This window comes from Corynebacterium sp. HMSC055A01 (assembly GCF_001809405.1).
GTDB classification, from domain to species: domain Bacteria; phylum Actinomycetota; class Actinomycetes; order Mycobacteriales; family Mycobacteriaceae; genus Corynebacterium; species Corynebacterium hesseae.
Map to the genome: position 1 here is coordinate 1 of NZ_KV797598.1, position 24,645 is coordinate 24,645.

At 60.8% G+C, this 24,645-nt stretch carries 25 protein-coding genes, 1 rRNA gene and 1 pseudogene; 15 read left to right on the forward strand and 12 right to left on the reverse strand.

Features of this window, described 5'->3' with window-relative positions:
* Nucleotides 1-146: 146 nt before the first annotated feature.
* The 4 genes and pseudogenes from rrf to HMPREF2604_RS12500 form a co-directional block, all read left to right on the forward strand.
* Nucleotides 147-265: ribosomal RNA gene (rrf, locus tag HMPREF2604_RS12490) — 5S ribosomal RNA — on the forward strand.
* A 294-nt stretch (nucleotides 266-559) separates the two neighbouring features.
* Nucleotides 560-889, forward strand: coding sequence for a DUF6973 domain-containing protein (locus HMPREF2604_RS14575; protein ID WP_371440695.1), 330 nt, complete (start codon nucleotides 560-562; stop codon nucleotides 887-889).
* Between the two features lie 300 nt (nucleotides 890-1,189).
* Nucleotides 1,190-1,420, forward strand: a complete 231-nt coding sequence (locus HMPREF2604_RS14000) for a hypothetical protein (RefSeq protein WP_141746466.1) — start codon at nucleotides 1,190-1,192, stop codon at nucleotides 1,418-1,420.
* Nucleotides 1,421-1,433: 13 nt separating this feature from the next.
* Nucleotides 1,434-1,943: pseudogene (locus HMPREF2604_RS12500) on the forward strand (SLC13 family permease); the annotation flags it as partial.
* Between the two features lie 107 nt (nucleotides 1,944-2,050).
* Here the strand turns inward: HMPREF2604_RS12500 and HMPREF2604_RS12505 are convergent.
* Nucleotides 2,051-2,761, reverse strand: coding sequence for a GAP family protein (locus HMPREF2604_RS12505; protein WP_070529473.1), 711 nt, complete (start codon nucleotides 2,759-2,761; stop codon nucleotides 2,051-2,053).
* A gap of 182 nt (nucleotides 2,762-2,943) precedes the next feature.
* On the opposite strand from HMPREF2604_RS12505, the gene HMPREF2604_RS12515 reads away from it, so the two are divergent.
* Complete coding sequence (locus HMPREF2604_RS12515) at nucleotides 2,944-3,567, forward strand: TetR/AcrR family transcriptional regulator (RefSeq protein ID WP_070565674.1); 624 nt, start codon at nucleotides 2,944-2,946, stop codon at nucleotides 3,565-3,567.
* A 66-nt stretch (nucleotides 3,568-3,633) separates the two neighbouring features.
* On the opposite strand, the gene HMPREF2604_RS12520 is transcribed toward HMPREF2604_RS12515, so the two are convergent.
* The 4 genes from HMPREF2604_RS12520 to HMPREF2604_RS12535 are packed head-to-tail and all read right to left on the reverse strand — an operon-like array spanning nucleotide 3,634 to nucleotide 9,184.
* Nucleotides 3,634-4,764 (reverse strand): aminotransferase class I/II-fold pyridoxal phosphate-dependent enzyme, encoded by a 1,131-nt coding sequence (locus tag HMPREF2604_RS12520; protein ID WP_070565676.1) that lies wholly within the window; start codon nucleotides 4,762-4,764, stop codon nucleotides 3,634-3,636.
* The gene (locus tag HMPREF2604_RS12525) at nucleotides 4,765-5,403 is read right to left on the reverse strand and encodes a DUF3239 domain-containing protein (RefSeq protein WP_070531568.1); all 639 of its coding nucleotides are present in this window, start codon (nucleotides 5,401-5,403) and stop codon (nucleotides 4,765-4,767) included.
* A 4-nt stretch (nucleotides 5,404-5,407) separates the two neighbouring features.
* Nucleotides 5,408-7,045 (reverse strand): DNA repair helicase XPB, encoded by a 1,638-nt coding sequence (locus HMPREF2604_RS12530; RefSeq protein WP_070565678.1) that lies wholly within the window; start codon nucleotides 7,043-7,045, stop codon nucleotides 5,408-5,410.
* A 36-nt stretch (nucleotides 7,046-7,081) separates the two neighbouring features.
* Nucleotides 7,082-9,184: a helicase-associated domain-containing protein gene (locus HMPREF2604_RS12535; RefSeq protein ID WP_070565827.1), complete on the reverse strand. Its 2,103-nt coding sequence runs from the start codon at nucleotides 9,182-9,184 to the stop codon at nucleotides 7,082-7,084.
* Nucleotides 9,185-9,277: 93 nt separating this feature from the next.
* Here HMPREF2604_RS12535 and HMPREF2604_RS12540 point away from each other — a divergent pair, with 93 nt between their 5' ends.
* Entirely contained in the window at nucleotides 9,278-9,463 is a 186-nt protein-coding gene (locus tag HMPREF2604_RS12540) for a hypothetical protein (protein ID WP_070523044.1), read from the forward strand.
* A gap of 141 nt (nucleotides 9,464-9,604) precedes the next feature.
* On the opposite strand, the gene HMPREF2604_RS12545 is transcribed toward HMPREF2604_RS12540, so the two are convergent.
* Complete coding sequence (locus tag HMPREF2604_RS12545; protein ID WP_227485958.1) at nucleotides 9,605-10,207, reverse strand: TetR/AcrR family transcriptional regulator; 603 nt, start codon at nucleotides 10,205-10,207, stop codon at nucleotides 9,605-9,607.
* Nucleotides 10,208-10,319: 112 nt separating this feature from the next.
* On the opposite strand from HMPREF2604_RS12545, the gene HMPREF2604_RS12550 reads away from it, so the two are divergent.
* Entirely contained in the window at nucleotides 10,320-11,276 is a 957-nt protein-coding gene (locus HMPREF2604_RS12550; RefSeq protein ID WP_232748464.1) for an ABC transporter permease, read from the forward strand.
* 101 nt (nucleotides 11,277-11,377) lie between these two features.
* Here HMPREF2604_RS12550 and HMPREF2604_RS12555 read toward each other — a convergent pair whose 3' ends face one another.
* A complete protein-coding gene (locus HMPREF2604_RS12555; RefSeq protein WP_070523053.1) occupies nucleotides 11,378-12,028 on the reverse strand; it encodes a resuscitation-promoting factor Rpf1 domain-containing protein in 651 nt (216 codons plus the stop codon).
* 524 nt (nucleotides 12,029-12,552) lie between these two features.
* Here HMPREF2604_RS12555 and HMPREF2604_RS12560 point away from each other — a divergent pair.
* Nucleotides 12,553-12,933, forward strand: a complete 381-nt coding sequence (locus tag HMPREF2604_RS12560; RefSeq protein ID WP_070565682.1) for a cold-shock protein — start codon at nucleotides 12,553-12,555, stop codon at nucleotides 12,931-12,933.
* Nucleotides 12,934-13,059: 126 nt separating this feature from the next.
* Here the strand turns inward: HMPREF2604_RS12560 and HMPREF2604_RS12565 are convergent, their stop codons facing one another.
* Complete coding sequence (locus HMPREF2604_RS12565; RefSeq protein WP_070565684.1) at nucleotides 13,060-13,641, reverse strand: DUF2771 domain-containing protein; 582 nt, start codon at nucleotides 13,639-13,641, stop codon at nucleotides 13,060-13,062.
* 11 nt (nucleotides 13,642-13,652) lie between these two features.
* On the reverse strand, nucleotides 13,653-14,540 hold the full coding sequence (locus HMPREF2604_RS12570; protein ID WP_371440694.1) for a glutaminyl-peptide cyclotransferase: 888 nt from the start codon (nucleotides 14,538-14,540) through the stop codon (nucleotides 13,653-13,655).
* 56 nt (nucleotides 14,541-14,596) lie between these two features.
* Between HMPREF2604_RS12570 and HMPREF2604_RS12575 the strand changes: the two genes are divergently transcribed.
* The 3 genes from HMPREF2604_RS12575 (at nucleotide 14,597) to HMPREF2604_RS12585 (ending at nucleotide 17,622) form a co-directional block, all read left to right on the forward strand.
* Entirely contained in the window at nucleotides 14,597-15,226 is a 630-nt protein-coding gene (locus HMPREF2604_RS12575) for a DUF3027 domain-containing protein (RefSeq protein ID WP_246818435.1), read from the forward strand.
* Nucleotides 15,227-15,352: 126 nt separating this feature from the next.
* Nucleotides 15,353-16,756: an NCS2 family permease gene (locus HMPREF2604_RS12580; RefSeq protein ID WP_070523067.1), complete on the forward strand. Its 1,404-nt coding sequence runs from the start codon at nucleotides 15,353-15,355 to the stop codon at nucleotides 16,754-16,756.
* Between the two features lie 44 nt (nucleotides 16,757-16,800).
* Nucleotides 16,801-17,622, forward strand: a complete 822-nt coding sequence (locus HMPREF2604_RS12585) for a TrmH family RNA methyltransferase (RefSeq protein ID WP_070523069.1) — start codon at nucleotides 16,801-16,803, stop codon at nucleotides 17,620-17,622.
* Here the strand turns inward: HMPREF2604_RS12585 and HMPREF2604_RS12590 are convergent.
* From HMPREF2604_RS12590 to serC, 3 genes are all read right to left on the reverse strand, one after another.
* A complete protein-coding gene (locus HMPREF2604_RS12590) occupies nucleotides 17,574-18,404 on the reverse strand; it encodes a DUF6928 family protein (RefSeq protein WP_070523079.1) in 831 nt (276 codons plus the stop codon). The two genes, HMPREF2604_RS12585 and HMPREF2604_RS12590, sit on opposite strands and share 49 nt — an antisense overlap.
* A gap of 13 nt (nucleotides 18,405-18,417) precedes the next feature.
* Entirely contained in the window at nucleotides 18,418-19,593 is a 1,176-nt protein-coding gene (gene sepH, locus HMPREF2604_RS12595) for a septation protein SepH (protein WP_070565689.1), read from the reverse strand.
* 154 nt (nucleotides 19,594-19,747) lie between these two features.
* Entirely contained in the window at nucleotides 19,748-20,878 is a 1,131-nt protein-coding gene (gene serC, locus HMPREF2604_RS12600) for a phosphoserine transaminase (RefSeq protein ID WP_070565690.1), read from the reverse strand.
* A 151-nt stretch (nucleotides 20,879-21,029) separates the two neighbouring features.
* Between serC and HMPREF2604_RS12605 the strand changes: the two genes are divergently transcribed.
* The 4 genes from HMPREF2604_RS12605 (at nucleotide 21,030) to HMPREF2604_RS12620 (ending at nucleotide 24,642) form a co-directional block, all read left to right on the forward strand.
* Nucleotides 21,030-22,322, forward strand: a complete 1,293-nt coding sequence (locus HMPREF2604_RS12605) for a citrate synthase (protein ID WP_083299257.1) — start codon at nucleotides 21,030-21,032, stop codon at nucleotides 22,320-22,322.
* Between the two features lie 172 nt (nucleotides 22,323-22,494).
* Nucleotides 22,495-22,851 (forward strand): FKBP-type peptidyl-prolyl cis-trans isomerase, encoded by a 357-nt coding sequence (locus HMPREF2604_RS12610; RefSeq protein WP_010187736.1) that lies wholly within the window; start codon nucleotides 22,495-22,497, stop codon nucleotides 22,849-22,851.
* Nucleotides 22,852-23,004: 153 nt separating this feature from the next.
* Nucleotides 23,005-23,862, forward strand: a complete 858-nt coding sequence (locus HMPREF2604_RS12615; protein ID WP_070565695.1) for an aldo/keto reductase — start codon at nucleotides 23,005-23,007, stop codon at nucleotides 23,860-23,862.
* Between the two features lie 435 nt (nucleotides 23,863-24,297).
* On the forward strand, nucleotides 24,298-24,642 hold the full coding sequence (locus tag HMPREF2604_RS12620) for a DUF485 domain-containing protein (RefSeq protein WP_070523091.1): 345 nt from the start codon (nucleotides 24,298-24,300) through the stop codon (nucleotides 24,640-24,642).
* The last annotated feature ends 3 nt before the right edge of the window (nucleotides 24,643-24,645 follow it).

Here is a 24,645-nt window from a genome sequence, read left to right on the forward strand (position 1 = left end):
TACTAATAGACCAAAACAAACACACACACCCAAAAACAGGGTGTGTCAACAACAAACACAACAGTTAAATAATCACACTGCCGTGTTCGCGTCCACTACACAGTATCTGACACAACACCAGCAACCAGACGTTGCCCTAAGTGTTTGTCGGTGGCCTATAGCAGCAGGGAAACGCCCGGTACCCATTCCGAACCCGGAAGCTAAGCCTGCTAACGCTGATGGTACTGCAACCGGGAGGTTGTGGGAGAGTAAGAAACCGCCGACACCAAACAACAACAAACAACTCAATACAACAAGCCCGCCACCATTGAGCAACCACTCAACGGTGACGGGCTTCCTCGTCGTTTTCGCATACAACCTACAAGTACAGACCTGAAAGTACAGACCTACGTGCTGCACATCCACGTCTGCGCTTATGGACCGCAATGGATCCCTGCACCGTTCATACGCGCTATTTGTCCCAGATGAAGCGTCCAGGGTCACTGACATCAATCCTCAGGTAGCGTCTTTTGCGACCGCCCAGTCGGACCCCTACCGGATATATATCCAGGGCTTTGAAATGCTGTCCTGCATCGCGCTGGTCGATGTAGTATCATGCGGCATCGCCAATCAGGCACCCACAACCGCGAGTATGGAAGCGCAGAAGCGGTTTCCTGGCGCCACATCACTCCACAGTGGAAAGGGCGATGCTTTTCGGCACTGCTCGTGGAATGCCCTGATGACGATGACAATCGGTGCAGGTGCAGCTGAACGCATTGCTACTAACCACGAAACTGTCGCTCAGGGGCCAGCGGATGAGACTAGAATGGACCTGTATAACAATGCCCAAGGTCGATTTCTTGGATCTGCTTTCGCAAGTAGTGGCGACGAAGCTTCTGTTCTGAACTAGTGCGCCATCTGGGCTAGAATTGGACTGCTATCTACACTTTCCTAGGATAGGCACGAGTAGGGGGTTATGTTAATGAGACGCATGATGGCGCGGATAGGGTTCACTAGTATTGTCTCCCTATTACTGTCCTCTTGTAGGTTTGATGACCCATTGGCTTCTCATCTCGCGTCCGTAGGACGATCGGGACATGAAACCCCCGTTACTGAGTCCATCACACTGGAGGAACTCTACGGACCAGAGTGGACTGAGTTTTCGCTCGTGTGCCCATACACTCCGTATCAAACAGTCAAAGAAACACTTATGGCTGATGATCCCCCTGTTCCAGAACACGGCTTCTCCGATCGAGAAAACTTCCTCTTTCTTAGAGGAAAGGGCGACAGCGAGAAGTGGGTGAAGTTCTCTCGACAGGCTCTTGATCTGTGTTCTCCATCAAGTCCGTCTTCTTTAATCATGGAGTCAACGACAGTTGCTCTCAGTTTTTCTCTGGATAATCCGGGTAGTGCTTGGATTCTAACCGGCTTGAACAAGTAGTCATATGGGTTCGCTGCCCGTTGAATCCAAGAAGCTGCAGTACACCCTGGACTAGTCAGATGCGGCCAAGATTGACTGGGGCACCATCATATTGTGTGGTTGCGGCATGATCTTCGGCGCCATGCTGGGCAGCTCCGGTCTAGCAGAAACTATCGGTTCCGGACTCAACAGTATGTTGGGCGTATCTAGTGCCCTGGTCATCACTGCCATGGCGGTGCTGCTGGCCATCCTCATCTCTGAGACCACAAGTAATACCCCGGCAGCGGCTGTCACTGTGCCGATTGTTGTTCCACTCGCCATGGCTGCGGGAGTAGACCCTGTTATCCCGGCGATGGCCGCTTCCTTCGGCGCATCCTTTGGCTTCATGCTTCCAATTTTCACGCCGCAAAATGCCATCGTTTATGGCTCCGGCTGCGTTTCCATCGCGCGTATGATCCGCACAGGCGTCAGCTTCGACATAATCGGCGGCGCGCTGATTATCTTCTTTCTCCCAACTGTTGCCGCCTTGGTAGGCATCGGATAGGGGATGAAGAAGACGTAGCCCTCGGCCGCCGTTATGACGGGCCGGGGGCTAGCTCTGCAGGAAGGGGCTCTTCAATCGGCGCTATCGCTCAACGTTCAACCTGGCACTCAACCGATCAATCCGAGCCCTTGTGCACTCGATGCCGCCATGTAGACTCCCACAATTGCCGCGATCCACAACAACGTCACTTTCGCTTCATACTCCAGCCGACGTATGGCGCGCTCCAGACGAGGAAATATAGCCGACCCCGCTGCGCCTGCAATGACAGCCATAAGAGTTGCCGGTAGGACCATGATGATGCAGTACCCCGCAATAAGCGCGACCTTGCCGCTAAACCCGAAGGACATAGACTGGATAATTCCCATTGCGCCTAGGTAGGGCAACATCGTCGCAGCCTCGACAACGGCAGCACCTAGCGCAAGCCCCACCATGCCGGACGCACTCAGTGACGCGCCCCGTGCAAGGCGAGAAGCCCGACTCTTTGGTACTTCTGGGTCGGCGGTCTGCGTGGCCGCGGGCTTTTTAGGGTTTGGCGAGAACGCACCGAAGATGAAAAGCCCCGCGCCCAGTACAAGAGTCACCCACCGGAACCAATCAGTCTCGCTTACGCCAGAAAGTCTCGATACTGCCGCATCGAACCCTAATAGAAGCGCAATACCAAGGCCGCAGTAGGCCGTGGCGATCGTAGCGAGATAGGTGCCCAATAGGCCTAAACGTACTCGTCGCCAGATAACAATCAGTGCAATAGGAATGACAAGGGTTCCTGCACTCAAACTATCTACGAGTGCAAGGCCGGCAAGGGGAAGGAAGTCTGACATGGAATTCTCCAGTAGTCGGGTGTTTGCGGGGAGTTTGACCTTAGATTCGAAAGAGGCCTCAATCCAGCTTCGTACGGTTGTATTAATCGCGGGCTTGGTACGATTGTACGAGGCGCAATGCGCGAGTGCAACTACACTTATGAATGGCTCATCGCATCTGAGCTACGCAAGATTGGAGCTCCATGTCCGTTGATCGCAACACACCCATCACCGGCACCGCCGCAATGATCGCTGATGCTGCTATTCGAGTGATGGTCAGCCAGGGCCTCGATGCCCTGAGCGTGCGCAACGTCGCCACTGAGGCTGGCGTCGCGCCTGGGACTGTCCAGTACCAGATGGGTAAACGGGACGACATCATCGCGAAAGCTTTTGTCAGGTCGTTGCAGCGCCAGGAGTCGCGAGCCCTCACACAGACCGATGCGACGGATTTTCACGCGGTCATCCACGGTCGCCTGGCTGAACTCTTGCCAATTGGACCTGTCCAGCGCGAGGATGCCGCTGTGTGGGTCATAGTGGGAGCTGCTGCTTCGACGCGCAAATGGCTGGCTGACTTATACGACGCCGAGGTGACGAAGTTTCGAGCGCGCGTTTCTGAAGGTCTCGAAGCAGCGCAACGTTTCGGAAAATTGGCCCGAGGGCTGTCGCCTGAGCAAGGTGCTCGTCTTGTCACTGCACTGGTCAACGGGCTGACGATCGACTACCTCAATGCTCCTGTGGACTCGTCGAAGCAGTTGCTGGCAGACCTTGCTTCGGGACTCGCGCTGATTGTAGAACCCGGTTCTCCTAAAGGCCAGAACGGAATGTAGGGGGCTGAAAGCCGTTAAAGACAAGAATGCGCAGGACAGAAGGGGCAAGCTTAGGAGCCTGAATTCTTAGGACTCTGCAGTTAGACGCCGCACGGCTTCGCGAATGACCTCGGGACGCTTGCAGAAGGCAAAGCGAACCTTGGACTTCCACGGCTCTGGGTTGTCCGTGAAGGCGGCCAGCGGGATGGCTGCCACACCCTTTGTTGCGGGCAGCTGCATGCAGAAGTCCACGCCGGTCATTCCGGTGGGGGAGACATCGGCAACCACGTAGTAGGTGCCGCCGGTGTCGTGGACGTGGAAGCCCAACTGTTCTAGCCCTTCCACTAGGATGCCGCGGCACTCTGCAAGCTCAGACACCATGCCATCCAGCCATTCTTGTTCATAGCGCAGGGCATGTGCCACGGCGGGCTGGAAGGGCGTGGTGGAGACGAAGGTGGTGAACTGCTTGGCTTTGATGACGCCGTCGAGAAGCTTAGGCTCCGCAATGGCCCAGCCGGTCTTCCAGCCGGTGCAGCTGAAGGACTTGGCGGCAGAAGACACCGTGACGGTGCGCTCGGCCATCCCCGGCAGGGAGGCGATGCTGACGTGCTCGGCGGTGCCGAAGGTGAGGTTTTCGTAGACTTCATCGGCCAACACGCGGAGGTCCTTCTCCACGCAGAGCTCGGCAAGCTCGGTGAGTGCCTCGCGGGAGAAGACCGAGCCGGTCGGGTTGTGCGGGGTATTGATGATGACCATGGCGGTCTTATCGGTCACGGCCGCACGTACCGCAGCAACGTCGATATCCCAGCTGTTGCCGGATTCCTTCAAGGGGACGGGGATGCGGGTGGCGTCGGCAAGCGCGATGGCGGCGATATAGGCGTCGTAATAAGGCTCGAGGACGATGACCTCCTGGCCGGGCTCCACGAGGCCCAAGACTGTTGCGGTGATGGCCTCGGTAGCACCGGCGGTGACCACGACGTGGTCCTGCGGCACGGAGTAGGCCTCCGCGATGGCGTCGACCGGTTCTGGGACCCCGCGTAGGGGAGCGTATTGGTTGTTGCCGCCGGCGATATTCTCCTGGGCAATCTCCAGCATGCGCTGTGGGCCATCGCTATCGGGGAAACCCTGGCCCAAGTTCACCGCGTCATGCTCCACAGCAAGCGCGGTCATGGTGGCAAAGATGGTTTCGCCAAATTCTTCAAGCCTGTGAACAGTCATTTAGAGCACCAACAGATCGTACTTCGTAGCCTTCACATCAGTCAGACGCTTGCGTGCGCGCTCCAGCCGCTGCCACTGATCCTCCGGAATGGACTTGCGTGCAATCGTCACGGTCTCCGCGTCCGGGGTGCCCCAAGCAATTGGCATCGGGGTGATCTGCTGCCAATGGTCTTTATCGCTGCTGCTGCGCTGGCCAGAAACAGCGGCCACCGGGACCTTAGTTCCCACGGTGCGCTTGATGCCTGGAATGCTCGTGACCGTGCGCAGGCATGCGCCCCACCGCGGCGGCGCCTTCGGGTCAACATTGGTGTTTACCAAGGCCATGAGGACCATGTCGCGCTCGTTGACCTCCGCGACGACGGCCGGGGCAAGCGGATAAGAGTCATAGAGCTTTTGTGCCGTGCCGACCTTGCTTGAGGCCATGATGCCAACAACGGCGCAAAAGATTCCGAAGAGCACCATGCCGACGGCCAGCGTGATGCGCCAGACGGCATCCATGCCCAAGTAAACGGCGAGGGCTCCGAGGATAAGAACCAAGCCCATGATGAGGCCGGAATTGCGCAGGCGCGAGGAATCCCGCAGGAGCTCGTTGTTCTTCTTGGCAAAGTCTTCGTTGACGTCAAACTTGAAAATCTTCATCAGCTCACAAGTCTACTTCGTCCACCAGCCGGTAGGCATAACCTTGCTCGGCCAAAAACCGCTGGCGGTGCATGGCGTATTCCGCGTCGATCGATTCGCGCGCCACCAACGTGTAGAAGGTTGCTTCCTGCCCGTCCTTCTTCGGGCGCAGCAGGCGGCCCAAACGCTGGGCCTCCTCCTGACGGGAGCCGAAGGTGCCGGAAACCTGGATGGCCAGGGCGGCTTCGGGGAGATCGATGGAGAAGTTCGCGACTTTGGAGACCACCAGGGTAGGAAGCTCGCCCTCGCGGAATTGCTGGAAGAGCTTTTCGCGTTTGGCGGTGGATGTCTTGCCGTCGATGACGGGCGCGCCGAGGTGCTCACCGAGCTCCTCCAGCTGGTCCACGTAGGCGCCGATGATGAGTGCTTGCTGTCCCTGATGCTTCTTTAGCAGCTTGTCGACGGCCCGCAGCTTAGCGCTTGCCGACGCCGCAATCCTATACCTCTCCCGCGCCTGTGCCGTGGCATAGAGCAGGCGCTCCTCCTGCGTCATATCCACGCGCACTTCCACGCAGTCCGCGGTGGCGATATAGCCGGCGGATTCCAGCTCCTTCCACGGCGCGTCATAGCGCTTGGGACCGATGAGCGAAAAGACATCGCCTTCGCGGCCGTCCTCGCGGATGAGTGTGGCGGTCAGTCCTAAGCGGCGGCGCGATTGTAGGTCGGAGGTCATTCGGAAAACTGGGGCCGGCAGGAGGTGCACTTCGTCGTAGATGATGAGGCCCCAGTCGTGGGAATCGAAGAGCTCGAGTGCACGGTATTCGCCCTTGGTCTTGCGGGTGACCACCTGGTAGGTGGCGATGGTAATCGGCTTGATTTCCTTTTTCTCCCCCGAGTACTCACCGATCTCCTCTGGCGTGAGGCTGGTGCGGCGCAGCAGCTCATCGCGCCACTGGCGCCCGGCCACGGTGTTGGTCACGAGGATGAGCGTGGTGGCCTGTGCTTTGGCCATGGCGGCAGCACCCACGATGGTTTTGCCCGCGCCACAGGGCAGGACCACGATGCCGGAGCCACCGGACCAGAAGGAATCGGCGGCATACTGCTGATAGTCGCGAAGCTGCCAGTCCACTTCCTCGGTGCTCAGCGCGATGGGATGGGATTCGCCGTCGACATAGCCGGCGCGGTCATCGGCGGGCCAGCTGACTTTGAGCAGCTCTTGTTTGAGCCGCCCGCGTGCGGAAGGCGGCACGGCGATGGTGCTGTCATCGATGCGCGGGCCCAGAAGTTCGCTGACTTTTTTGGTGCGCGTGAGCTCTTCTAGGATGACGGGCTCGTCCGATTCGAGGATGAGACCGTGGGCTGGGTGGGCCAACAGGCGCACGCGGCCGTAGCGCGACATGGTCTCGGCGACGTCGATCAGCAGCGCCTGCGGCACCGGGAAGCGGGAGTAGTTCTCCAGAACGTCGACGACTTGCTCGGCATCGTGCCCGGCGGCGCGCGCATTCCACAGGGCTAGCGGGGTGATGCGATAGGTGTGGATGTGCTCGGGCGCGCGCTCCAGCTCAGCAAAAGGCGCGAGTGCTGCGCGAGCTTCGTTGGCTTGGGGGTGATCCACCTCGAGGAGGACGGTCTTGTCCGATTGGACGATGAGCGGTCCGGGCATGATGGGGCCTTTCTACTCTGTGCGTCAGGGAGGGACTTAATCCCTGTCGGCGAAGCGGACGGAGGAAATGCGGTGAACCGGGAAACGCACGGGCTTTCCTGCGGTGCCTAGAGCATCAATGTAGCCGCCCTCTACTGATAATGGCTTCACGGTTACGGTGCGGAGATCGCCGCTTTTATCGGCATAGGAAATCACGATATCGGCGTGGAAGCGCGCGGCGGCGCGGGCCAGAGTGAGCGGATCTGGCTCCTCCTCCTGGTGTTGGCTCGGATCCTGCGCTGACTTCTGCAAAGCCTGAAGCGCCTGCTCCACCGAGGCGGGCTCGCGCTTGCGCGGCTTCGTGCGGGGCGTGGGCAAAAGGTAGGGCTCGGGGGCGACGGTAAGGGAAGCGCCGGATTCATCCTCCGGGGTGGGGGATAGGCCCTTCGCTCGCAGCTTCTCCAGCAACTCGCCCACGCGCAGCTGCGATACCGCGACGGTGGGCGCGAGCAGGCGCAGACCGGGAACGGATGCGACGGCAAGCTCCAGCAGCGCGGGGTCCTCGCTGCGAAGGTACGAGAGCGCTGGCCCGCTGCGGAGGGTGCCATGGCGCTTGGCGACGTCCCCGATGGCAAACCCCAACGCCTGCGGCACGCCCGTCGGGCAATGCGTTTCCAAAAAGTCGGTCATTTCCTGGGCGGTCAGACCCTGGTCCATGCCACGGCGAATGGTGGACTCGCTGATGCGGTACACGCTGGCCAAGCCTGGGGATTCGAGGTCCGCCAGGGAGGCGAGGGTGCGGTGCGTGTCTGGCTCAAGGGGGCCGGGCACGAGGACGGTGAGATCTTGTTGGATGATGAATTCGCTGACGGTATCGGGGACGAGGCTGGCGGCCGCGGCGGAATCAGCCAGCACGCGGGTGGCTTTGCCCAGTGCAATGGCACCGATCCATTCGGCTTCGGCGCGCAGATTCTCAATGGTCAGCGTGCGCGTGTGGCTGGCAAAGAGAGGGGAGCGAAAGCGCAGATCCTCCCAGAACTCTTCGCTGTTCAGCGCGACGGCGGAGTGAGCGTAGACACCCAGGACGAAGCTACGGAAGCGCGGCAGGCGGCGCACTGCGCTGTCGTCTGCGAGCACCCGAGTATCGCTCCATGTGGCCCAGGGGGAGGTACGCCAGGCGTCGAGAAGAATGCGCCACTTCTCCCCGAGATCGGCCTCGAGCCAGTCCTGGGAGCCGGTGGTGGGGGCGAGGAAATGGCCCTCTAAGCCATCAGGTTCGCCGCGGTGGAGAAGCCGGGCGTGGTGTCCTAGAGCAATAAGCCGCCCGACTTCTTCTTTATCCAAGTCGAGGTCCTTCGCCAACTGGTTGAGCGGGCGAACGCCCACCGAAGAATCCTTGAGCAGCGCGACCGGGTGGCTACCGAGCAACTCGATGAGCCTCTCCATGCCGCGCACGGCCTCGAGGCCCGCCGCGGCACCGGCGTCGTCTGCCTTTGAATCCGGTTCCGGGGTGCCGGCGCGTCCTGAAGGAGTGGTGGGGATGGGCGGGGTTGCGTCCCCAACCAGTGCACGGGCGAGCGCGCGCGGCAGGCGTACCGAGTGGGCATTGATGCGCTCCAAGAAACCTTTGGCCAGCAGGCGCTTGGCGGGGTCGTCAGAGTTGATATCCGGCTCGGTGTCAGTGGTGTATCCCACGCCATCGCCCTTGGCCAAAGCGTCGAGGATGTGGCGCTCTTCTGGAGTGAGCGCTTCGATGTCTTGTGCGTCGAACTCGACTTGATTGCGCAGCGACCAGCCGGTGGGAAGCGAGCCCATGACGGCGGTGACGATGCGCACCTGCGGGGCGTTGCCGAAGACGAGGCCGCGCTCCTTGAGCTGTTTCGTGATTGCCGGGTTGGTGTCTTCCACCATGTCGACTTCGCCGCCGCGTTGTGCGATGTCCTCCAAGGCGGCGAGCTGCTCGGCGTTGCTTGCCGCCAAGGCATCCGCGACGTGCATCGGAAGTGTCAGGCGCGAGGCCAGCGCGTCGAAGTCCTTCGGTGCGGGGGAGAGAACATCGCTGCGGTTACTCAGCAGGGCGCGTAAGTCTTCAGCGGGTAGTTGGCTGAGCCATTCGCGGTAGCTCTCGGTGACGTGGGCGCGGTTTGAGGGGGAGGTCATGATGGCCATCAAGTTTAGTAGGCGGGGGAGGGATGGGGCCCTCGTTGGGTGATTAAGTTACTTTTCGGCGCAGGGTTTGGAATAATAAGGAGCATGTCGAATGAGAACAAAGGCTTCGTATCCCCGGCTTGGCCGAAGAACAGCCCCCGCGAGCACGTCATTACTGAGATCACTGCACCGTTTGCTGGCGCATCCAGCCCGTATGGTGACGATCTGATTCTGCCGATGCCGGCAGAGAAGCTGAACTACGTACACCCGTACACCCGCATCAACCGCTAAGTTGGCGCGCAGAAATCTGCGCTTCACTTAGCGAATGTGCTGAGCCTGACTGGCCTGCTTTCAGCCCCTCCGAGAATGTTCTCCTCGGTGGGGCTATACGTGTTTGTAATGTACTTGCGCCTCAACTAGTCGGCACGGGAACTAGTCGGCACGGGCTTGGGCTTTAAAGCCGTCGAGCAGCGTATCGATGAGCTGGGCTTGTATACCTGATAGGTAGTCGGTGCTCACTAGCGTTCTGGGCAGCGGGCGGGTGATGAGACCGATGCCGATGTGAAGTTCGAGTGGGGTGAGGGACTCGGGGCAGAGGCCTGCTTGCCGCGCGAGTTCGATCATCGGTTGGTAGATCGATTTCAGTTCTGCTGTGCGATGGGCAGCGATCTTCTGCGCGTCATCGTCTGAGAACGCAGCAGTGTTCATTTCGGCTGCCGCAGCTTGAACAACGGCGGCGAAGTTAAGGCCGGCGATGCGATGAATGATATCGCGCCAGGTGCCTTCGGGGTCCTCGTCGAAGCCTTGCAGGTGGCTGTCCACCTCTTCCTTGATGTTCGCTACCTCCGCGCTGGTGATGGCAACGATGAGGGAGAGCCGCTCGGGGAAGTGGCGTGAGACCGTGGCGACGCCCACGCCAGCTTTCTTGGCGATTGAGCGCATGGATACGCCCGGTCCCTCGGTGATGAGCAGCTGCCTGGCTGCTGCGACGATGGCTTGCTTGTTTTCTGCTGCATCTTGTCTCACGGCTTGCATCATATCAAACGGAACACTATGCTCCACTTTGTAAGTGAAACATCCTGTTCCGTTTGGAGGCTATGTAATGTCAGCGGTGAAAAGTCGGGAAAGAAAGCAGCCATCGGTTGCTGTGAAATCGATAGCTGCCATCGTGGGGATCCCCATCGTTATCGGTCTCATGCTGTGGGCATTCTTGGCGCCCACCTTTGCATCCGGGCCAGCCGGAGTGCCGATTGCGGTCTCTGTACCGGAGCCCATGCTCGATGGCATCTCGCAGAAGATTGAGAGCGCGGCTGGGGATGAGGCCCCGGAGATCGTCGTGAAGCACGGCGAGGCGGAGGTGCGAGACGCGGTGCTACAGCGTGAGGCTGTTGGCGGCCTCGCTATCTCTCCTCAGGGCGCGAATGCTTTCACGGCCGCGGGAAATGGTGCTCCCTACGTTGCGATGGTTGACGGTCTTGCGAGCCAGCTCGAGGCTCAGGGGATGACCGTGGAGAAGCGGGAGCTGGCACCGACGACGAAGGAGGACCCGCAGGCAAGCGGCATTGCATTGCTTGGCCTTCCGCTAGCTTTTGGTGGCATTATTTCCGCTGTCATTGCCACCTTTGCATTCCGTGGTAAGAAGTGGATCAAGATGGGAGTGCTCGTTGGTATCGCGCTGGTGGGTGCGCTTATTGCTACGTGGATGCTGCACTCGGTTTATGGAACCCTCGGTGGCAGCTTCGCTGCCGAGTGGATGGCCATCGCAGCGGGTATCCTTGCGACTTCTGCGGTAACCGCCGGCCTCGCGGGAGTGATGGGGGCCGCGGGCATCGGAATCGGTGCTGTGGCGACCATCTTCCTGGCGAACCCGCTGTCGGGTCTGGCGACGGGACCATGGCTGCTTCCTGCCGGGTGGTCGACGCTGGGGCAGTGGATGCCCATCGGCGCGACGGGCCACTTGGTCCGTTCACTGTCCTTCTTTGATGGCAATGGTGCCGTCCATGCGTGGTGGGCACTGGGGCTGTGGATCGTTGTCGGTCTAGTGTTGCTGGCCTTCGATAGGTCGCGCGCTAAGGAAGACGTTGCCGTTGAGGAAAAGGTTTAAGCAAAACCAAAAGAGACTGGATGGAGGACACCATCCAGTCTCTTTTTATGTAGTTAGAGTTTTGCCTCGATGTGCCGTGCTTGCACGGCGCTGCGCGCTGCTTAGCGTGCAGCCAGAACCTGTGCCAGCGGGTCGATGACGTGGCGGTTGGCGGAGTAGAAGGCGTTGAAGTCGTGGCGGTTTGCCTTGTACTGCTCGGTGAAGGATGCCGGGATCGTCAGGCCGTACTGGGTGGCGGTGTCCTGGATGAGGGAGTAGAGGGCGTCGGAAGCCAGCTCATCGGTGGGCTCCTCAGCGGCCTCCTGAACGGCCTGCGGGGCGTCAGCCGGAGCCTCCGGAGCGGTCTTCTCCTCGGCCGGGGCTGCGGCTGCGCTTGCATCACGCGGGGTCGGGGCGGAGTTCAGGCCCAGGCTTGCGGAGCAAGCCGGCCATGCGCCCCAACCCTGCTGTGCCAGGGTGCGCTCAGCAACAACGATCTGCTGCTCGCGGGTTGCCAGGTTAGCGGTCGGAGCGAACTCGCCGCCGCCGTAGGCCTGCCAGGTCTGAGCGTTGAACTGCAGGCCGCCGTGGTAACCGTTGCCGGTGTTGATGGCCCAGTTGCCGCCGGACTCGCACTGCGCGAGGCGGTCCCAATCGGAATCCGGTGCAGCGGCAGCGTTCGGTGCCATGATGGCTGCGGCGGCGCCCACGGCAACGGTGGAGGCGGCAAACTTGGTGGCGATGGACTTGTTCTTAGCGGAGTGGCGTCCCATTAAAGTATTCCTTCTCTAGGTTGTTCTTGCTTTCTCGCGCCCAGATGATGCCCAGTCCGGCATAGTGTCTTGCAGTTGATGTTCATAGTCATGCACATCATGTGCGGCCGCCTAGTGGAAGCCCGGACTGTGTCTGGGGCGAGACTTCCACGGCCGGTGGCCGAAGTGCCTGTGGGAAAGAGTAGCGGTTTATAACGAAACAGTCACGTTAAATGCTCCAAAACGGTAACAATCATGGCAATTTATCTATGTTTCCCCTGTTCGCGGCGGCAATGTTAGCTACATCACGCATGTTATGGGTGTGGTTGATGGGGTGAACCCTGGGGCAAGTTTCTCTGGCGGAGCGTGGGGAGGTTAAGATGTATCTCTTTATAAGTTCCACGGATAGTTCCTCCGCGCGGCCGCTTCAGTATTAATTACGCCGCGCCTCCTCGTCCCGGAATGCTTGCGGCCTATAGGCCTGGTGCATGGCAGCGCCTAAGCTTTCTAAAGAGGAGAGACGGAAAGAAAGTGAGTGAAGAACCATGCCTATCGGCAAAGTGAAGTGGTATGACGCGGACAAGGGCTTCGGCTTTGTCAGCAACCCCGGCGATGAAGACGTCTACGTTGGCCGCAACGTGCTGCCCAAGGGCGTTGACGAGCTGTATCAAGGCCAGCGAATCGAGTTCGACTTCGCTGCTGGCCGCCGCGGCCCGCAGGCGCTGCGCGTGAAGGTCCTTGATTCCCCGCGCCGCCGTACCCCGGCCCGCAAGCCGGAGGAGCTGTCGAGCATGCTTTCCGACGTCATGACGTTGCTCGAAACCCAAGTGCAGCCCGTGCTAAGCCAGGGCCGCTACCCAGAGCGCAAGACCGGCCGTCAGGTGGCTGAGATTCTTCGCGCTATTGCCAAGGACTTGGATAGCTAAGGGGCGGCCTACATTCGTAGGCCGATGACTGAAAAGTGCCCTAGTTGCCAAAAGCTAGGCTGATTTTTCAATGATCAGCCCTAAGTTTGGCAGCTGGGGCACTTTGTCGATCGGTGGGGCGGGGCGCTACTTCTCAGCTGGCGCGTTGCCCGTGGCCTTGGACTCCTTGAGTTCTTCATCCGTCATGGTGGACAGGGACCACACCGTCTGCATCGGGGTTTCCTCGCCATTGGCATCGTGGCCAATCATGAGCGTGGAAATCTCCACCACCATCAGCTTGGGGCGCTCACCGGTGGAGGCCTCAATCGGCGGCACAGAGCCGGGGATGTCCAGCGAGGTGGTCTCGTTGGCGCCGTGAGAGGTGCTGTCATTGGCGGCCGGGTCATCATAGATGGACAGCACGGACCACTCGTGGTTAGAGATGGCCTCGGGGATCTCCAACTTCAGGGTGTCATCGGGGCCCACCGTGAGGTTGGGAACTTCGCCTTCCTTGCAGTCGGTGCCAGGCTCGCAGACGCTATAGGGTGCAACGTCAAGGGTGTCGGAGCCCACCGTGGCCGTGATGGTGACGTCCTGTGGCTCGGGGCCCGGGCGGTCATTCCTCCACTTTTGGAACAGCACCACCGCCACGACGATGACCGCCACGGCGATGATGAGCGCCAGAAACTGCAGCAGCGACTTCTTCCTTGCTTGCTTCACGGTAGCCATGGCTGAGAATCCTACTCGAAGCGCACCCGGTACAGCTCATCCCAGAGCTTGCCGGTGATCCAAAACTCGTCGGTGCCCGGGATTCGGGCAATGCCGTTGAGGACGGCGTTGGGATCCGTAGAAGGGGAGTGGTTGAGGTTTGCGGTATCGATCACGGCGGTGACTGCGCCGGATTCCGGGTCGATGCGCAGGATATCCTCGCTCATCCAGACGTTGGCATAGACCGCACCGTCGACGCACTCAAGCTCGTTGAGGTTATTCACGGGGGAGCCGTCGAGGGTGACTTCGGTGCGCGGGCCGAGCTCTGCGAAGGTCTTCGGATCGAGGTGGCGCAGCTTGGCGGAGCCGTCGGACATGATGAGTTCGGATCCCGCGTTGCACAGGCCCCAGCCCTCGCCGTCATAGCTAGCGCGGTCCAGTTCCTCAAAGGTGGCGGAATCCCGCAGGAAAGCTGCCCCGGATTTCCAGGTCAGCTGCCAGATGCCGGCGTCGGTCTGCGTGATTCCCTCTCCGAAGAATGAGCCTTCCAGCGAGGTTTCTTCCTGTGGGTCCTCTGCACCCGGGCTTAGGCGCAGCAGCCGGGACTTGCCGTTGAGCCCTGTGCCGATCAGCAGGTTGCCATCGGTGTCAACCTCCAGGCCCTGGGTAAAGGTATCGGGCGGCAGGGGTGCGGTGTCCATGACGGTAACGCCCAAGCGTTCTGGGGAGCGTGCGCTTGGCGACGTCCCACCGCTCCCCATCGACGAGGAAGATGACGCCGAAGAGGCAGGCGACACCGCGTGATCGCCTGCGGGTTGGGAGGAACACGACGCGAGCGGTGCGAGGAGAGCGCCGGCGGAGAGAGCTGCAGCTAGTGCGCGAGACGCGAGAGCGAGGTGTGGGAGGGCCATGACTGTCATTGTGCACTATGGCTTGGTGCGTGATTAATAATGGGAGGGTGACTCGCAAGAAAAAGATGCATTCCCCGCTTCTCGATTCGACCGCCGTCGACTTGGCGCGCCGGGCCGTGGAAGAGGTAGGTGAGGGGGACGTCGGCAAGCACCGCGGCGTTGCCGGAGTAGGCCGCAACGTGGCTACTCACCGTTTCGACGCCCACGTGCCGGGCTATCCGGGGTGGGAGTGGCATGCCGTCGTCGCCTGCGCGGAGGGCTCGCGTACACCGACCGTTAACGAGGTCGCGCTGGTTCCCGGTGGCCAGGCCCTGCAGGCGCCGGAATGGGTGCCCTATTCCGAGCGCCTGCGCCCAGGGGACCTTGGGCCGGGCGACCTCATGCCGCCCGCGCCCGATGATGAAAGGCTTGATGATGGGAAGCTTTCCGAGGCAGGCCTCAAGGAAGCTAAGGATCGCTGGCGCAAGAAGCATGGGCCGAATTCGGAGATGGCGGCGCAGGCGCAGCTGCAGTGCAAAACCTGTGCTTTCTATCTTGAGCTGATACCTAATTACGGCGTCTGTGCCAATGAATACTCGGCGGACGGGAAAGTGGTGCACGCCACCTACGGGTGCGGTGCGCATTCCGGCACGACCATCCGTGAGGAGGGATCGGAGCAGGAGCGTCCCTTTGATGATGAGAAGCCGATCTTTTAAGAGGCTCGCCTTTCTCCCCGCACGCAGCAACGACGCAGCGTGCGGGGTTTGCGTTTTAGTGCCTGGATGGAGCACCCTTAGCAGGTAAAACTTCACTTCTCTAGATAGAAGGGGCGCTCTCTCACGATGAACGCAGCTATCGATCGCTATTTCAAGATTTCCGAACGCGGATCCACCGTGGGAACCGAGGTCCGCGCCGGCGTGGTCTCGTTCTTCGCGATGGCCTACATCATCCTCCTCAACCCTCTCATCCTGGGCACGTCCGCTGACGCTGCCGGCACCACCCTGGGCATCCCGCAGGTCGCCGCCGCCACCGCACTGGTGGCCGGCGTCATGACCATCGCCTTCGGCATGATCGCCCGTTACCCATTCGCCATGGCTGCGGGCCTGGGTATGAACACCTTCGTCGCCGTGACGATGGTTTCCCTCAACGGCCTGGAATGGCGCGAGGCGATGGGCCTCGTCGTCATCGAAGGCATCATCATCGTCCTGCTGGCCATCTCTGGCTTCCGCCAGGCCGTCTTCGATGCCATCCCGGCCTCCATGAAGGCAGCGATGGGCGTGGGCATTGGTATGTTCATCGCGCTCATCGGTTTCGTGGATGGTCACTTTGTTACCCGCGTGCCGGATGCCGCGATGACCACTGTTCCGGTGAGCCTGGGCGTTAACGGCTCGATCGCTACGTGGCCGGCCTTCGTCTTCGTCGTGGGCCTGATTCTCTCCGCTTTCTTCGTCATCCGCCAGGTCCGCGGCGGACTGTTCATCGGCATCGTCATTACCACCATCATCGCCATGATCATTCAGGCGCTGACCGGTTCCGAGGACTGGGGCATGGCCACTCCGGAGGTGCCCAGTTCCTTGGGTGGTCTGCCGGATCTCTCGATTGTGGGCCAGGTCGATCCGATCAGCGCCTTTACCAAACTCGGCGTGGTCTCCACGGTCTTGCTGATCTTCACCCTGCTGCTCACCAACTTCTTCGACGCCATGGGCACCATGAACGGCCTGGGCAAGCAAGCCAACCTCGTGGACGAGAAAGGCAACCTTCCGGAGATGAAGACCGCCCTGGTGGTTGAGGGCTTTGGCGCCGTTGCCGGTGGCGCCGGTTCGGTCTCCTCCAACACGGTGTTTGCGGATTCGGCGGCCGGCATCGGTGACGGTGCCCGCACCGGCCTGGCCAACGTAGTGACCGGTGTGATCTTCCTGCTGGCCATGTTCCTCACCCCGCTCTACGAGATCGTGCCCATTGAGGCAGCGGCCCCCGTCCTCGTCGTCGTGGGCGTGATGATGGCGGCACAGCTCAAGGACATCGAGTGGAACCGCATGGAGGAGGCCATCCCGGCCTTCCTGACCATCGTGGTCATGCCCTTTACCTACTCCATTGCTAACGGTATTGGTGTGGGCTTCATCGCTTATGCCCTGATGGCTACCTTTGCCGGCAAAGCCAAGAAGGTGCACTGGATCATGTGGCTCGTGGCCGCCCTCTTCGTGGTCTACTTCGCCATGGAGCCCATCAGCTCGCTGCTGGCTTAGCCCGCCTGGGGTGAGCACGCGGCCCTGTGCCTAAACTAGGGGCCATGCGTTTTGTCATCGATGACCCCACAGACCCTCGCCTGGACGATATCCGCGATCTCAAGCACGCGGACAAGTCCGGCGAGGGTTTCGTCTTTGGTGAGGGCCCACTGTGCGTGGAGCGCCTGCTCGCCTCACGATTCCCGGTGCGCTGCATCATCGGCTTTGAAGGAAAGCTCGACACTTTCCTAGCGAACCACGATGTTGGCGATATTCCCGTCTATCAGGTCACTCGAGCAACGTTGGGGGAGGTCACAGGTTTCGACATGCACCGCGGGCTGGTTGCCGCAGCCGACCGCGCAGAGGCCTGGACCGTGGATGAAGTCATTGAGGGCGCTCGCACCCTGGCCATCATGGAAGGTGTGGGTGATCATGAGAACATCGGCTCGCTCTTCCGCAACGCCGCGGGCATGGATGTTGATGGCATCCTCTTAGGCTCGGGAGCTGCGGATCCGCTCTACCGGCGCTCGGTGCGCGTTTCCATGGGGCACGTGCTGCGTTTGCCCTGGGCTCGGTTCGATGGCGGCTTTACCACCTGGCAGCGCGGGCTGGAGAAGCTGCGCGACCAAGGCTTCAGGCTGGTGTCGCTGACCCCGCATCCGGAGGCCGTGCATATCGCCGACGCCCTGGAGGGGGCGGAGAAGGTGGCGCTGCTGGTTGGCGCGGAGGGCCCAGGCCTGACCGAGCATGCCATGCGCGCCACCGATGTGAGGGCGCGTATCCCCATGGCGGAGGGCACGGATTCCCTCAACGTGGCGACGTCGGCGGCAATTGCCTTCTACGAGCGCCAGCGTTCCCAGAGGCTCCGTGACGTCGACACCGCATAGCGGCGCACGAGTCCGCCGAGGTGCTTGGCGGTGCGGACAATCTCTTCGCCGGTGGATTCCGGCTCGAGGTCGTGCTCTTCATAGTCGTCATAATCGTTGAGCCCCAGCTTCGCCACTGAGGTTGTGGCCACCTCAGCCACGGTGCGGCGCGGTGGGGGAGTATCGACCTTGGGCTCGGGGCGGCCGTCGGTGGCATAGCCCACGACGTCCACGTCTGGGCCATCTTCGCCCACTTCGATGCCCAGCCAGAACTCTTGGGCTGCCTGGGTGATGGTGAGCGGCTCGAAGGGCAGGGCAATCCCACCTGCGGGCTCGTCCATCTCCCCGGCCCAGTAAGGGGCCTCAAAGGTTTCGGGCAGGCCATGATCCTCGTAGAGGTTAAAGCGCGTTCCACACAGGGAGCGCCGCAGGCGGCTGCCCGTCCAGTGCGCAAAGCCGGCATAGCCAGTCTCTGGGTTAGAGGTGAAGGCGTAAATCTCCTCTGCCGGCACGGCCTCGCGCAGGGTGCGGGAGAGCTGCGAGAGGATCAGCTGGTCATCATGGATGATGGTTTGCACGACGGCCACACCGGGGTAGCCGCCGATGTAGAACTCGCTCGCGCCGGGTTCGGCGGAACGGTTTAGGGGGAACTGCCCGATAGGCGTTACCGGTAGGGAGGGGTTGAGTTGAGCGAGAAACTTGCGGCCGAAACCGCGGTCAGCCTTGGGCTCTCCGCGGAGAACCTCGGCGGGATCGGCGGCGGTGACGTACCAGAGAGTGAGAACGGCGCTTTGGGTATCCACGGCAGGCTACTCGTTAATCGCGGGGGCGCTTGGTAGAGGAACGAACGCCGAGCAGCACATCCTCCCAGTGCGGGGTGACGGCCTTGCGGCGGCGCTTGGCAGGCTTGGGTTCCGGATCCGGGTTCTGGAGGAAGTCCTCGTCTACGCCCGATTCCTTCTCCTCCGGCTGTGCCGCCGCGCCCTCGTCGCGGGCATCTGCGTTTTCATCGGCGCCGGTTTCGGCGGGGTGCTCCCCACCGCGCGGGGAGGGAAGCACGGAAGGCTCGGCAGTGACGTCGGCCTCCGCCTCAGTGTTCTCATTTGCGTTGCCGGTGTAGGAAGACAGTTCCGTTACGCCGGGGGCTCCAGCGCGCGCGTCCTCGTTGACCTCTCGGCCCTCGGCGTAGTCACGCCCATCGATGGCTTCGTCATAGCGCTCGCCACGGCCCACGGAGGTCAGCGAACGCACCGGCTGCACGAAGTCCGGGTCCGTCAGGTCTGCGGCCACGGAATTGCGTGCCTCCACCGTGGCCGGGGAGGACATCGTCTGCTTGAAGGTCCACTCCGCTTCGTTGGCGGAAAGCCCCGTCTTCCACGTGATGCGCAGGATCCACGGTTCACCTTGATGGCGGTAGGCGTCCCATGTTGCCTCCGACAGCGAGTGCCCACGTGCGGCGAATGCGGTGGCCAGGATCTCCCACAGGGTGAGCTTGGCCGGGCCATCCTCGCGGATGGGGTGCGCCTGCTTGGCGACGTCCGCAATGCGCGCCCGCTCCAAAAGCACCGGGTGCGCAAAAGGCTCGATGCGGGATTCCGGAACGTCGAGCTCCTCGGCGATCTCAGCGGCGCTGGCACCGGCGCGGATGCGGGCTTGAATCTCATTGGGGCGCAGGCGGATTTCTTGCGCCTGCTGCGTGTGCTGAGTCTGCGGAGAGGAAGGGGAGCCACCAGAAGATGGCATCACGGTGTGCAAACCAGCAGAGCGCGAAGCCTGTGCAGAAGTGGGGGAGGAATCGTCGGTGGCGTTCCCGGCCTCGTGCGTGGTGTGGTCGGATGCCTCTTTCGCGGAGTCGGAGTCGGCGGAGTCGGCGGGAGCGAAAAGCTCGCGAAGCTCGTCGGTGACCTCGAGGAAGAACTCCTCACCATCCTCGGCCCGGAGGACGAGCGAGGTGTCAGTTGAGTCGCTGGGTGCGAGGAAAATCTCGCGCATGATGGCGCTCCTTAGCCTGGTAGCGGACATGTGATGAAATCCACTTTACCCAGAACATGCCCCGAACTCTGGCAAGAGCGCGGGGCATGTTGTATGACTCAACACATAGGTGCAAACAAAGTTGTTGCGTGGTGCAAGGAGTGGCGGGCGAAGGCTATCGGTTGTCCAAAACGTAATCGATAGCCTTGGTGAGCTTGGTGACGTCCGCGGAGTCGATCGCCGGGAACAAGCCCACTCGCAGCTGGTTGCGGCCCAGCTTGCGGTAAGGCTCGACGTCGAGAATGCCGTTGGCGCGCAGCGTCGCGGCAACCGCAGCTGCGTCGACGGAGTCCTCGAAGTCGATGGTGCCCACCACGAGGGAACGTGCGGCAGGCTCGGCCACGAAGGGGGTGGTCTCCGGGCGGGACTCTGCCCAGTTGTACAGGATGGAGGAGTTCTCCGTGGTGCGCTTGACCATGCCGTCGAGGCCGCCGTTGGCGTTCATCCACTGCACCTGATTCTCCAGCATGAGCAGCGTGGCCACAGCTGGGGTGTTGTAGGTCTGGTTCTTGCGGGAGTTGTCCACGGCGGTCTGCAGGTTGAGGAAGGGTGGGATGAAGCGATCGGAGGAGTTAATCTTCTCGATGCGCTCGAGGGCTGCCGGGGACATGGCCGCCAGCCACAGGCCGCCGTCGGAAGCGAAGCACTTCTGCGGGGAGAAGTAGTAGACGTCGGCATCCGACATATTCACGGGCAGGCCGCCGGCGCCGGACGTGGCGTCGACGACGACGAGCTGCTCCGCGTTTTCGGGGTTGGGGCGGGTCACCGGAACCATGGCTCCAGTCGAAGTTTCGTTGTGGGCCCACGCGATGATGTCGGCGCCTTCGGCATCAGCTGCCTTCGGATCAGGTGCGGTGCCGACCTCGGCTTCGGTGACGAGCGGGGCGTCGAGCCAGGGGGCGGCGGCTGCGGCTTTAGCAAACTTAGAGGAGAATTCGCCGAAGCTGAGGTGGGCGGATTTCTTCTCAATCAGGCCGAAGGTCGCCGCGTCCCAAAACGCGGTGGCACCGCCAAGGGAGAGGACAATTTCATAGCCTTCTGGCAGGGAAAACAACTCGGAAAGCCCTTCGCGGATGGAACCGACGAGGTTCTTGACGGCTGGCTTGCGGTGCGAGGTGCCAATGATGGTGCTGGCACCCGCGGTGATTGCCTCAATTTGGGAGGGGCGGACCTTCGAGGGCCCGCAGCCAAAGCGGCCGTCGGTGGGGAGGAGATCTGCTGGCAGGACGAGTTCTGAGTTGCTCATGTGGGCAGTGTAGCCTAATTTCGTTCGCGCATTAGATACTTTGCCAGGATTGCCAATGTTGGCAGAGTCACAGGTTTTGCTAGAGTGTGAAGAGGTTTAGATCTGTCGCGCCGGCTGCGGTCGGCGTTGAACATTGAGGAAAGGAATATACGTGGCTTCTGAAAAGAACAAGGTTGTACTGCAGTACCCCGGCGGCGAGTACGAGATGGACATTAAGCAGTCCACGGAGGGTGACTCCGGCTTCGATATTGGCAAGCTCCGTAACGAGACCGGCCTAGTCACCTTTGACCCGGGCTATGCGTCTACCGGCTCTACCGAATCCAAGATCACCTTTATTAATGGTGAGGAAGGCATCCTCCGCCACCGCGGCTACGACATCGCGGACTTGGCTGAGAACGCCACCTTCAACGAGGTGTCTTACCTGTTGATCAAGGGCCACCTGCCCACCGAGGATGAGCTGTCCAAGTTCAACAACGAGATCCGTCACCACACCCTGTTGGATGAGGACTTCAAGGCAGCCTTCAACATCTTCCCGCGCAACGCGCACCCGATGGCTGTTCTAGCCTCCTCCCTCAACATTCTTTCCGCCTACTACCAGGACCAGCTCAACCCGCTGGATGAGGAGCAGCTGGATAAGGCAACCGTCCGCCTGCTGGCTAAGGTGCCGATGTTGGCCGCTTATGCTTACCGCGCATCGCAGGGTAAGCCCTACATGTACCCGGATAACAAGCTCAACGCGCGCGAGAACTTCCTGCGCATGATGTTTGGTTACCCGACTGAAGATTATGAGGTCGACCCGATCGTGGCCAAGGCTCTGGATAAGCTCCTTATCCTGCACGCTGACCACGAGCAGAACTGCTCCACCTCCACCGTCCGCATGATCGGCTCCGCTCAGGCCAACCTGTTCGTTGCTATCGCCGGTGGTATCAACGCCCTGTCCGGCCCGCTGCACGGTGGTGCTAACCAGGCTGTTCTGGAGATGCTCGAGGATATCCAGAACAACCACGGTGGTGACGCAACCGACTTCATGAACCGCGTGAAGAACAAGGAAAAGGGCGTTCGCCTCATGGGCTTCGGCCACCGCGTGTACAAGAACTACGACCCGCGCGCGGCCATCGTCAAGGACACCGCTCACGAGATCATCGATCACCTCGGTGGCGATCCGATGCTGGACCTGGCTATGAAGCTCGAGGAGATTGCGCTGAACGACGACTACTTCGTCTCCCGCAAGCTCTACCCGAACGTCGACTTCTACACCGGCCTGATCTACCGCGCCATGGGCTTCCCGACGGACTTCTTCACCGTCCTCTTCGCCATCGGCCGCCTGCCGGGCTGGATTGCTCAGTACCGCGAGCAGCTTGAGCTCAACACCAAGATCAACCGCCCGCGCCAGATCTACACCGGCGAGACCCTGCGCAAGGTCACCCCGCGCAGCGAGCGCTAAACGGTAGCCTGAACGGTGGTCTTTAACAGGCCGCCGTGGCTTGACGTATAACCCATACGCTGGGTTTCTAGGGCCGAGCCCCGCATCTCCGCTTATACTGGGGAACGTTGTGGCTCGGCCCACGCGTATGCGGCCAGCAAAGAAGAAAATAATCCAAGGAGGATAATCCCCAATGGAAAAGCCCGTAATTGAGCCGGCAACGGAGCCTGCTCCCCAGGACCTTGTCATCGAAGACATCGTGGTGGGTGACGGTGCCGAAGCCCAGCCGGGCGGCTTCGTTGAGGTCCACTACGTTGGTGTTGACTACGAGACGAACCAGGAGTTCGACTCTTCATGGGGCCGTGGCCAGTCCATCGAGTTCCCGCTGACCGGTCTCATCGCCGGCTGGCAGGAAGGAATCCCGGGTATGAAGGTCGGCGGCCGCCGCAAGCTGGTCATCCCGCCGGAGAAGGCCTACGGCCCGGCCGGTGGCGCACACCCGCTGTCGGGTCGCACGCTGACCTTCGTCATCGATCTCATCCGCGCCTAGGGGAGAGGGCTTAGCCCTTTCTGTTTCCCTAAACGACGCCCTGCCCGGCCGTGCACTACTGCACGGCCGGGTAGGGCGTTTCGCATGCGTAGGTTTGGGGTAAAGCGCTGAGGAGCTATGCTTCGCCCCCACAGGAAGTTAAAGTGCGGCACAATGGGGGACATGAGTGTCCCACAAACCACGTTCAATGATGACCGCGAGATGCCGCTGATGGGTCTCGGAACCTACAAGCTGCGCGGAGAGGATCTCATCCGCTCCGTGCGTGAAGCCATCGATCTGGGCTACCGCCACTTCGATACTGCGACTCTGTACGAGAATGAAGAAGAACTTGGGCAGGCACTGAATGAGGCCATGAAGGCCGGTGACGTAACCCGGGATGAGCTGTTTATCACCAGCAAGGTCTGGCACGACCATCACGGCAAGGACAAGGTAGGCCAAGCCTTCCGTGAATCCTTGGACAAACTGCAGCTGGACTACCTTGACCTCTACCTCATTCACTGGCCGTGGCCGCAGGGTGGGCTCTATGTGGAGACGTTCGAGGAGATTGCCCGCATGCAGGGCATGGGTCAGATTGCGTCGATTGGCGTGGCCAACTTCTATGAGGAAACCTTGCAAACCCTGATTGATGAGACCGGTATCGTCCCAGTTCTCAACCAGGTGGAGCTGCACCCGGGCTTCACCCAGCCGGAGCTGCGCGAATTCCACGCCAAGCACGGCATCGTGACGGAGGCTTGGTCGCCGTTGGCACGCGGCGTAGTGCTCAACAACCCGGTGGTTGAGTCCGTCGCTGAGAAGCATGGCATCACTGCCGGACAGGCGGTGCTGGCGTACCTGCTGAACAAGGGAATTTCTGTTATCCCGAAGTCCAGCCGCCGGGAGCGCCTTGCAGAAAACTTCGCTGCCGCAGAGGTTGAGCTTACGTCCGAAGACGTAGCGGCTCTTGATGCGCTTGATGGCCAGGAAGGCTTTGGCCGTATGTTCAAGGACCCGCGAGAGTTCCCTGGCGCCTAAAGCCGAAACACGTGGGGCGTATCAAACGCCCGCGAGCGGTGGAGCCCGCCTTCAGTGCCTTGCTCTTTCTTCTTACATCGTTAGGGGAGAGGGGGAGGACGTTGAAGGCGGGCTTTGTTGTGTGCTCAGGGGAGCGGGAATCGTGAGGGGTGGGGGAGTGAAGATCTGTGAAAGACTCTGTGAAGTTTCGGTTTGCTAAATTAGATTCTTCCTTTGGAATCTCCTGTGGGGGTGCTAGCAGCGAGATAGAAATCCCTTGTAGTTGCAGGGGTAGGGGGTAGCGAAAGTGTATGTTATTAACTTTTCTTGGCAGGATTTACAACCTTGCAAGAGTGGTTAGGTAACTTACTGTGCAAGGCAAAACGTGATTGAAGACACTACCCCTTGTCTCTTACCGCGGTTTGTGGAGAAAAGACTCCTTGTAAGGAGAGCGACATGACTGACGCACCTGCTTCGATTAACTCGCGCCGCGAACCTACGCCGCAAGAGTTCATCGAGATGCGTGACAGCCCGCAGTTTGCCAAGCTGCGCAGCGCGTACCGCAAATTCACCTTCCCCATGACTGTGGCGTTCTTTGTGTGGTACGTCCTCTATGTGCTGGCTGCGGTCTTTGCCCCCAGCTTCATGGCCATAGAACTTGGTGGCGGTTGGAACATTGGCCTTGTCTTCGGCCTAGCCCAGTTCCTGACAACCTTCATCATCACGTACATCTACGTCAACTACGCCAATAAGAACATCGAGCCGCAAGCAGCGGCCATTCGCCAGGAACTGGAGGGCTAAACA

Excerpts from the sequence above, each read along its gene's own strand:
- HMPREF2604_RS12620 (WP_070523091.1), top strand. The coding sequence starts at position 24,298 with ATGACTGACGCACCTGCTTCGATTAACTCGCGCCGCGAACCTACGCCG.
- HMPREF2604_RS12610 (WP_010187736.1), top strand. The coding sequence starts at position 22,495 with ATGGAAAAGCCCGTAATTGAGCCGGCAACGGAGCCTGCTCCCCAGGAC.
- HMPREF2604_RS12555 (WP_070523053.1), bottom strand. The coding sequence starts at position 12,028 with ATGGGACGCCACTCCGCTAAGAACAAGTCCATCGCCACCAAGTTTGCC.
- HMPREF2604_RS12505 (WP_070529473.1), bottom strand. The coding sequence starts at position 2,761 with ATGTCAGACTTCCTTCCCCTTGCCGGCCTTGCACTCGTAGATAGTTTG.
- sepH (WP_070565689.1), bottom strand. The coding sequence starts at position 19,593 with ATGCGCGAGATTTTCCTCGCACCCAGCGACTCAACTGACACCTCGCTC.
- HMPREF2604_RS12535 (WP_070565827.1), bottom strand. The coding sequence starts at position 9,184 with ATGACCTCCCCCTCAAACCGCGCCCACGTCACCGAGAGCTACCGCGAA.
- HMPREF2604_RS12580 (WP_070523067.1), top strand. The coding sequence starts at position 15,353 with ATGAACGCAGCTATCGATCGCTATTTCAAGATTTCCGAACGCGGATCC.
- HMPREF2604_RS14000 (WP_141746466.1), top strand. The coding sequence starts at position 1,190 with ATGGCTGATGATCCCCCTGTTCCAGAACACGGCTTCTCCGATCGAGAA.
- HMPREF2604_RS12575 (WP_246818435.1), top strand. The coding sequence starts at position 14,597 with ATGCATTCCCCGCTTCTCGATTCGACCGCCGTCGACTTGGCGCGCCGG.
- HMPREF2604_RS12585 (WP_070523069.1), top strand. The coding sequence starts at position 16,801 with ATGCGTTTTGTCATCGATGACCCCACAGACCCTCGCCTGGACGATATC.
- HMPREF2604_RS12525 (WP_070531568.1), bottom strand. The coding sequence starts at position 5,403 with ATGAAGATTTTCAAGTTTGACGTCAACGAAGACTTTGCCAAGAAGAAC.
- HMPREF2604_RS14575 (WP_371440695.1), top strand. The coding sequence starts at position 560 with ATGCTGTCCTGCATCGCGCTGGTCGATGTAGTATCATGCGGCATCGCC.
- HMPREF2604_RS12530 (WP_070565678.1), bottom strand. The coding sequence starts at position 7,045 with ATGCCCGGACCGCTCATCGTCCAATCGGACAAGACCGTCCTCCTCGAG.
- serC (WP_070565690.1), bottom strand. The coding sequence starts at position 20,878 with ATGAGCAACTCAGAACTCGTCCTGCCAGCAGATCTCCTCCCCACCGAC.
- HMPREF2604_RS12515 (WP_070565674.1), top strand. The coding sequence starts at position 2,944 with ATGTCCGTTGATCGCAACACACCCATCACCGGCACCGCCGCAATGATC.
- HMPREF2604_RS12520 (WP_070565676.1), bottom strand. The coding sequence starts at position 4,764 with ATGACTGTTCACAGGCTTGAAGAATTTGGCGAAACCATCTTTGCCACC.
- HMPREF2604_RS12540 (WP_070523044.1), top strand. The coding sequence starts at position 9,278 with ATGTCGAATGAGAACAAAGGCTTCGTATCCCCGGCTTGGCCGAAGAAC.
- HMPREF2604_RS12560 (WP_070565682.1), top strand. The coding sequence starts at position 12,553 with ATGCCTATCGGCAAAGTGAAGTGGTATGACGCGGACAAGGGCTTCGGC.
- HMPREF2604_RS12615 (WP_070565695.1), top strand. The coding sequence starts at position 23,005 with ATGGGGGACATGAGTGTCCCACAAACCACGTTCAATGATGACCGCGAG.
- HMPREF2604_RS12570 (WP_371440694.1), bottom strand. The coding sequence starts at position 14,540 with ATGACAGTCATGGCCCTCCCACACCTCGCTCTCGCGTCTCGCGCACTA.
- HMPREF2604_RS12565 (WP_070565684.1), bottom strand. The coding sequence starts at position 13,641 with ATGGCTACCGTGAAGCAAGCAAGGAAGAAGTCGCTGCTGCAGTTTCTG.
- HMPREF2604_RS12545 (WP_227485958.1), bottom strand. The coding sequence starts at position 10,207 with ATGCAAGCCGTGAGACAAGATGCAGCAGAAAACAAGCAAGCCATCGTC.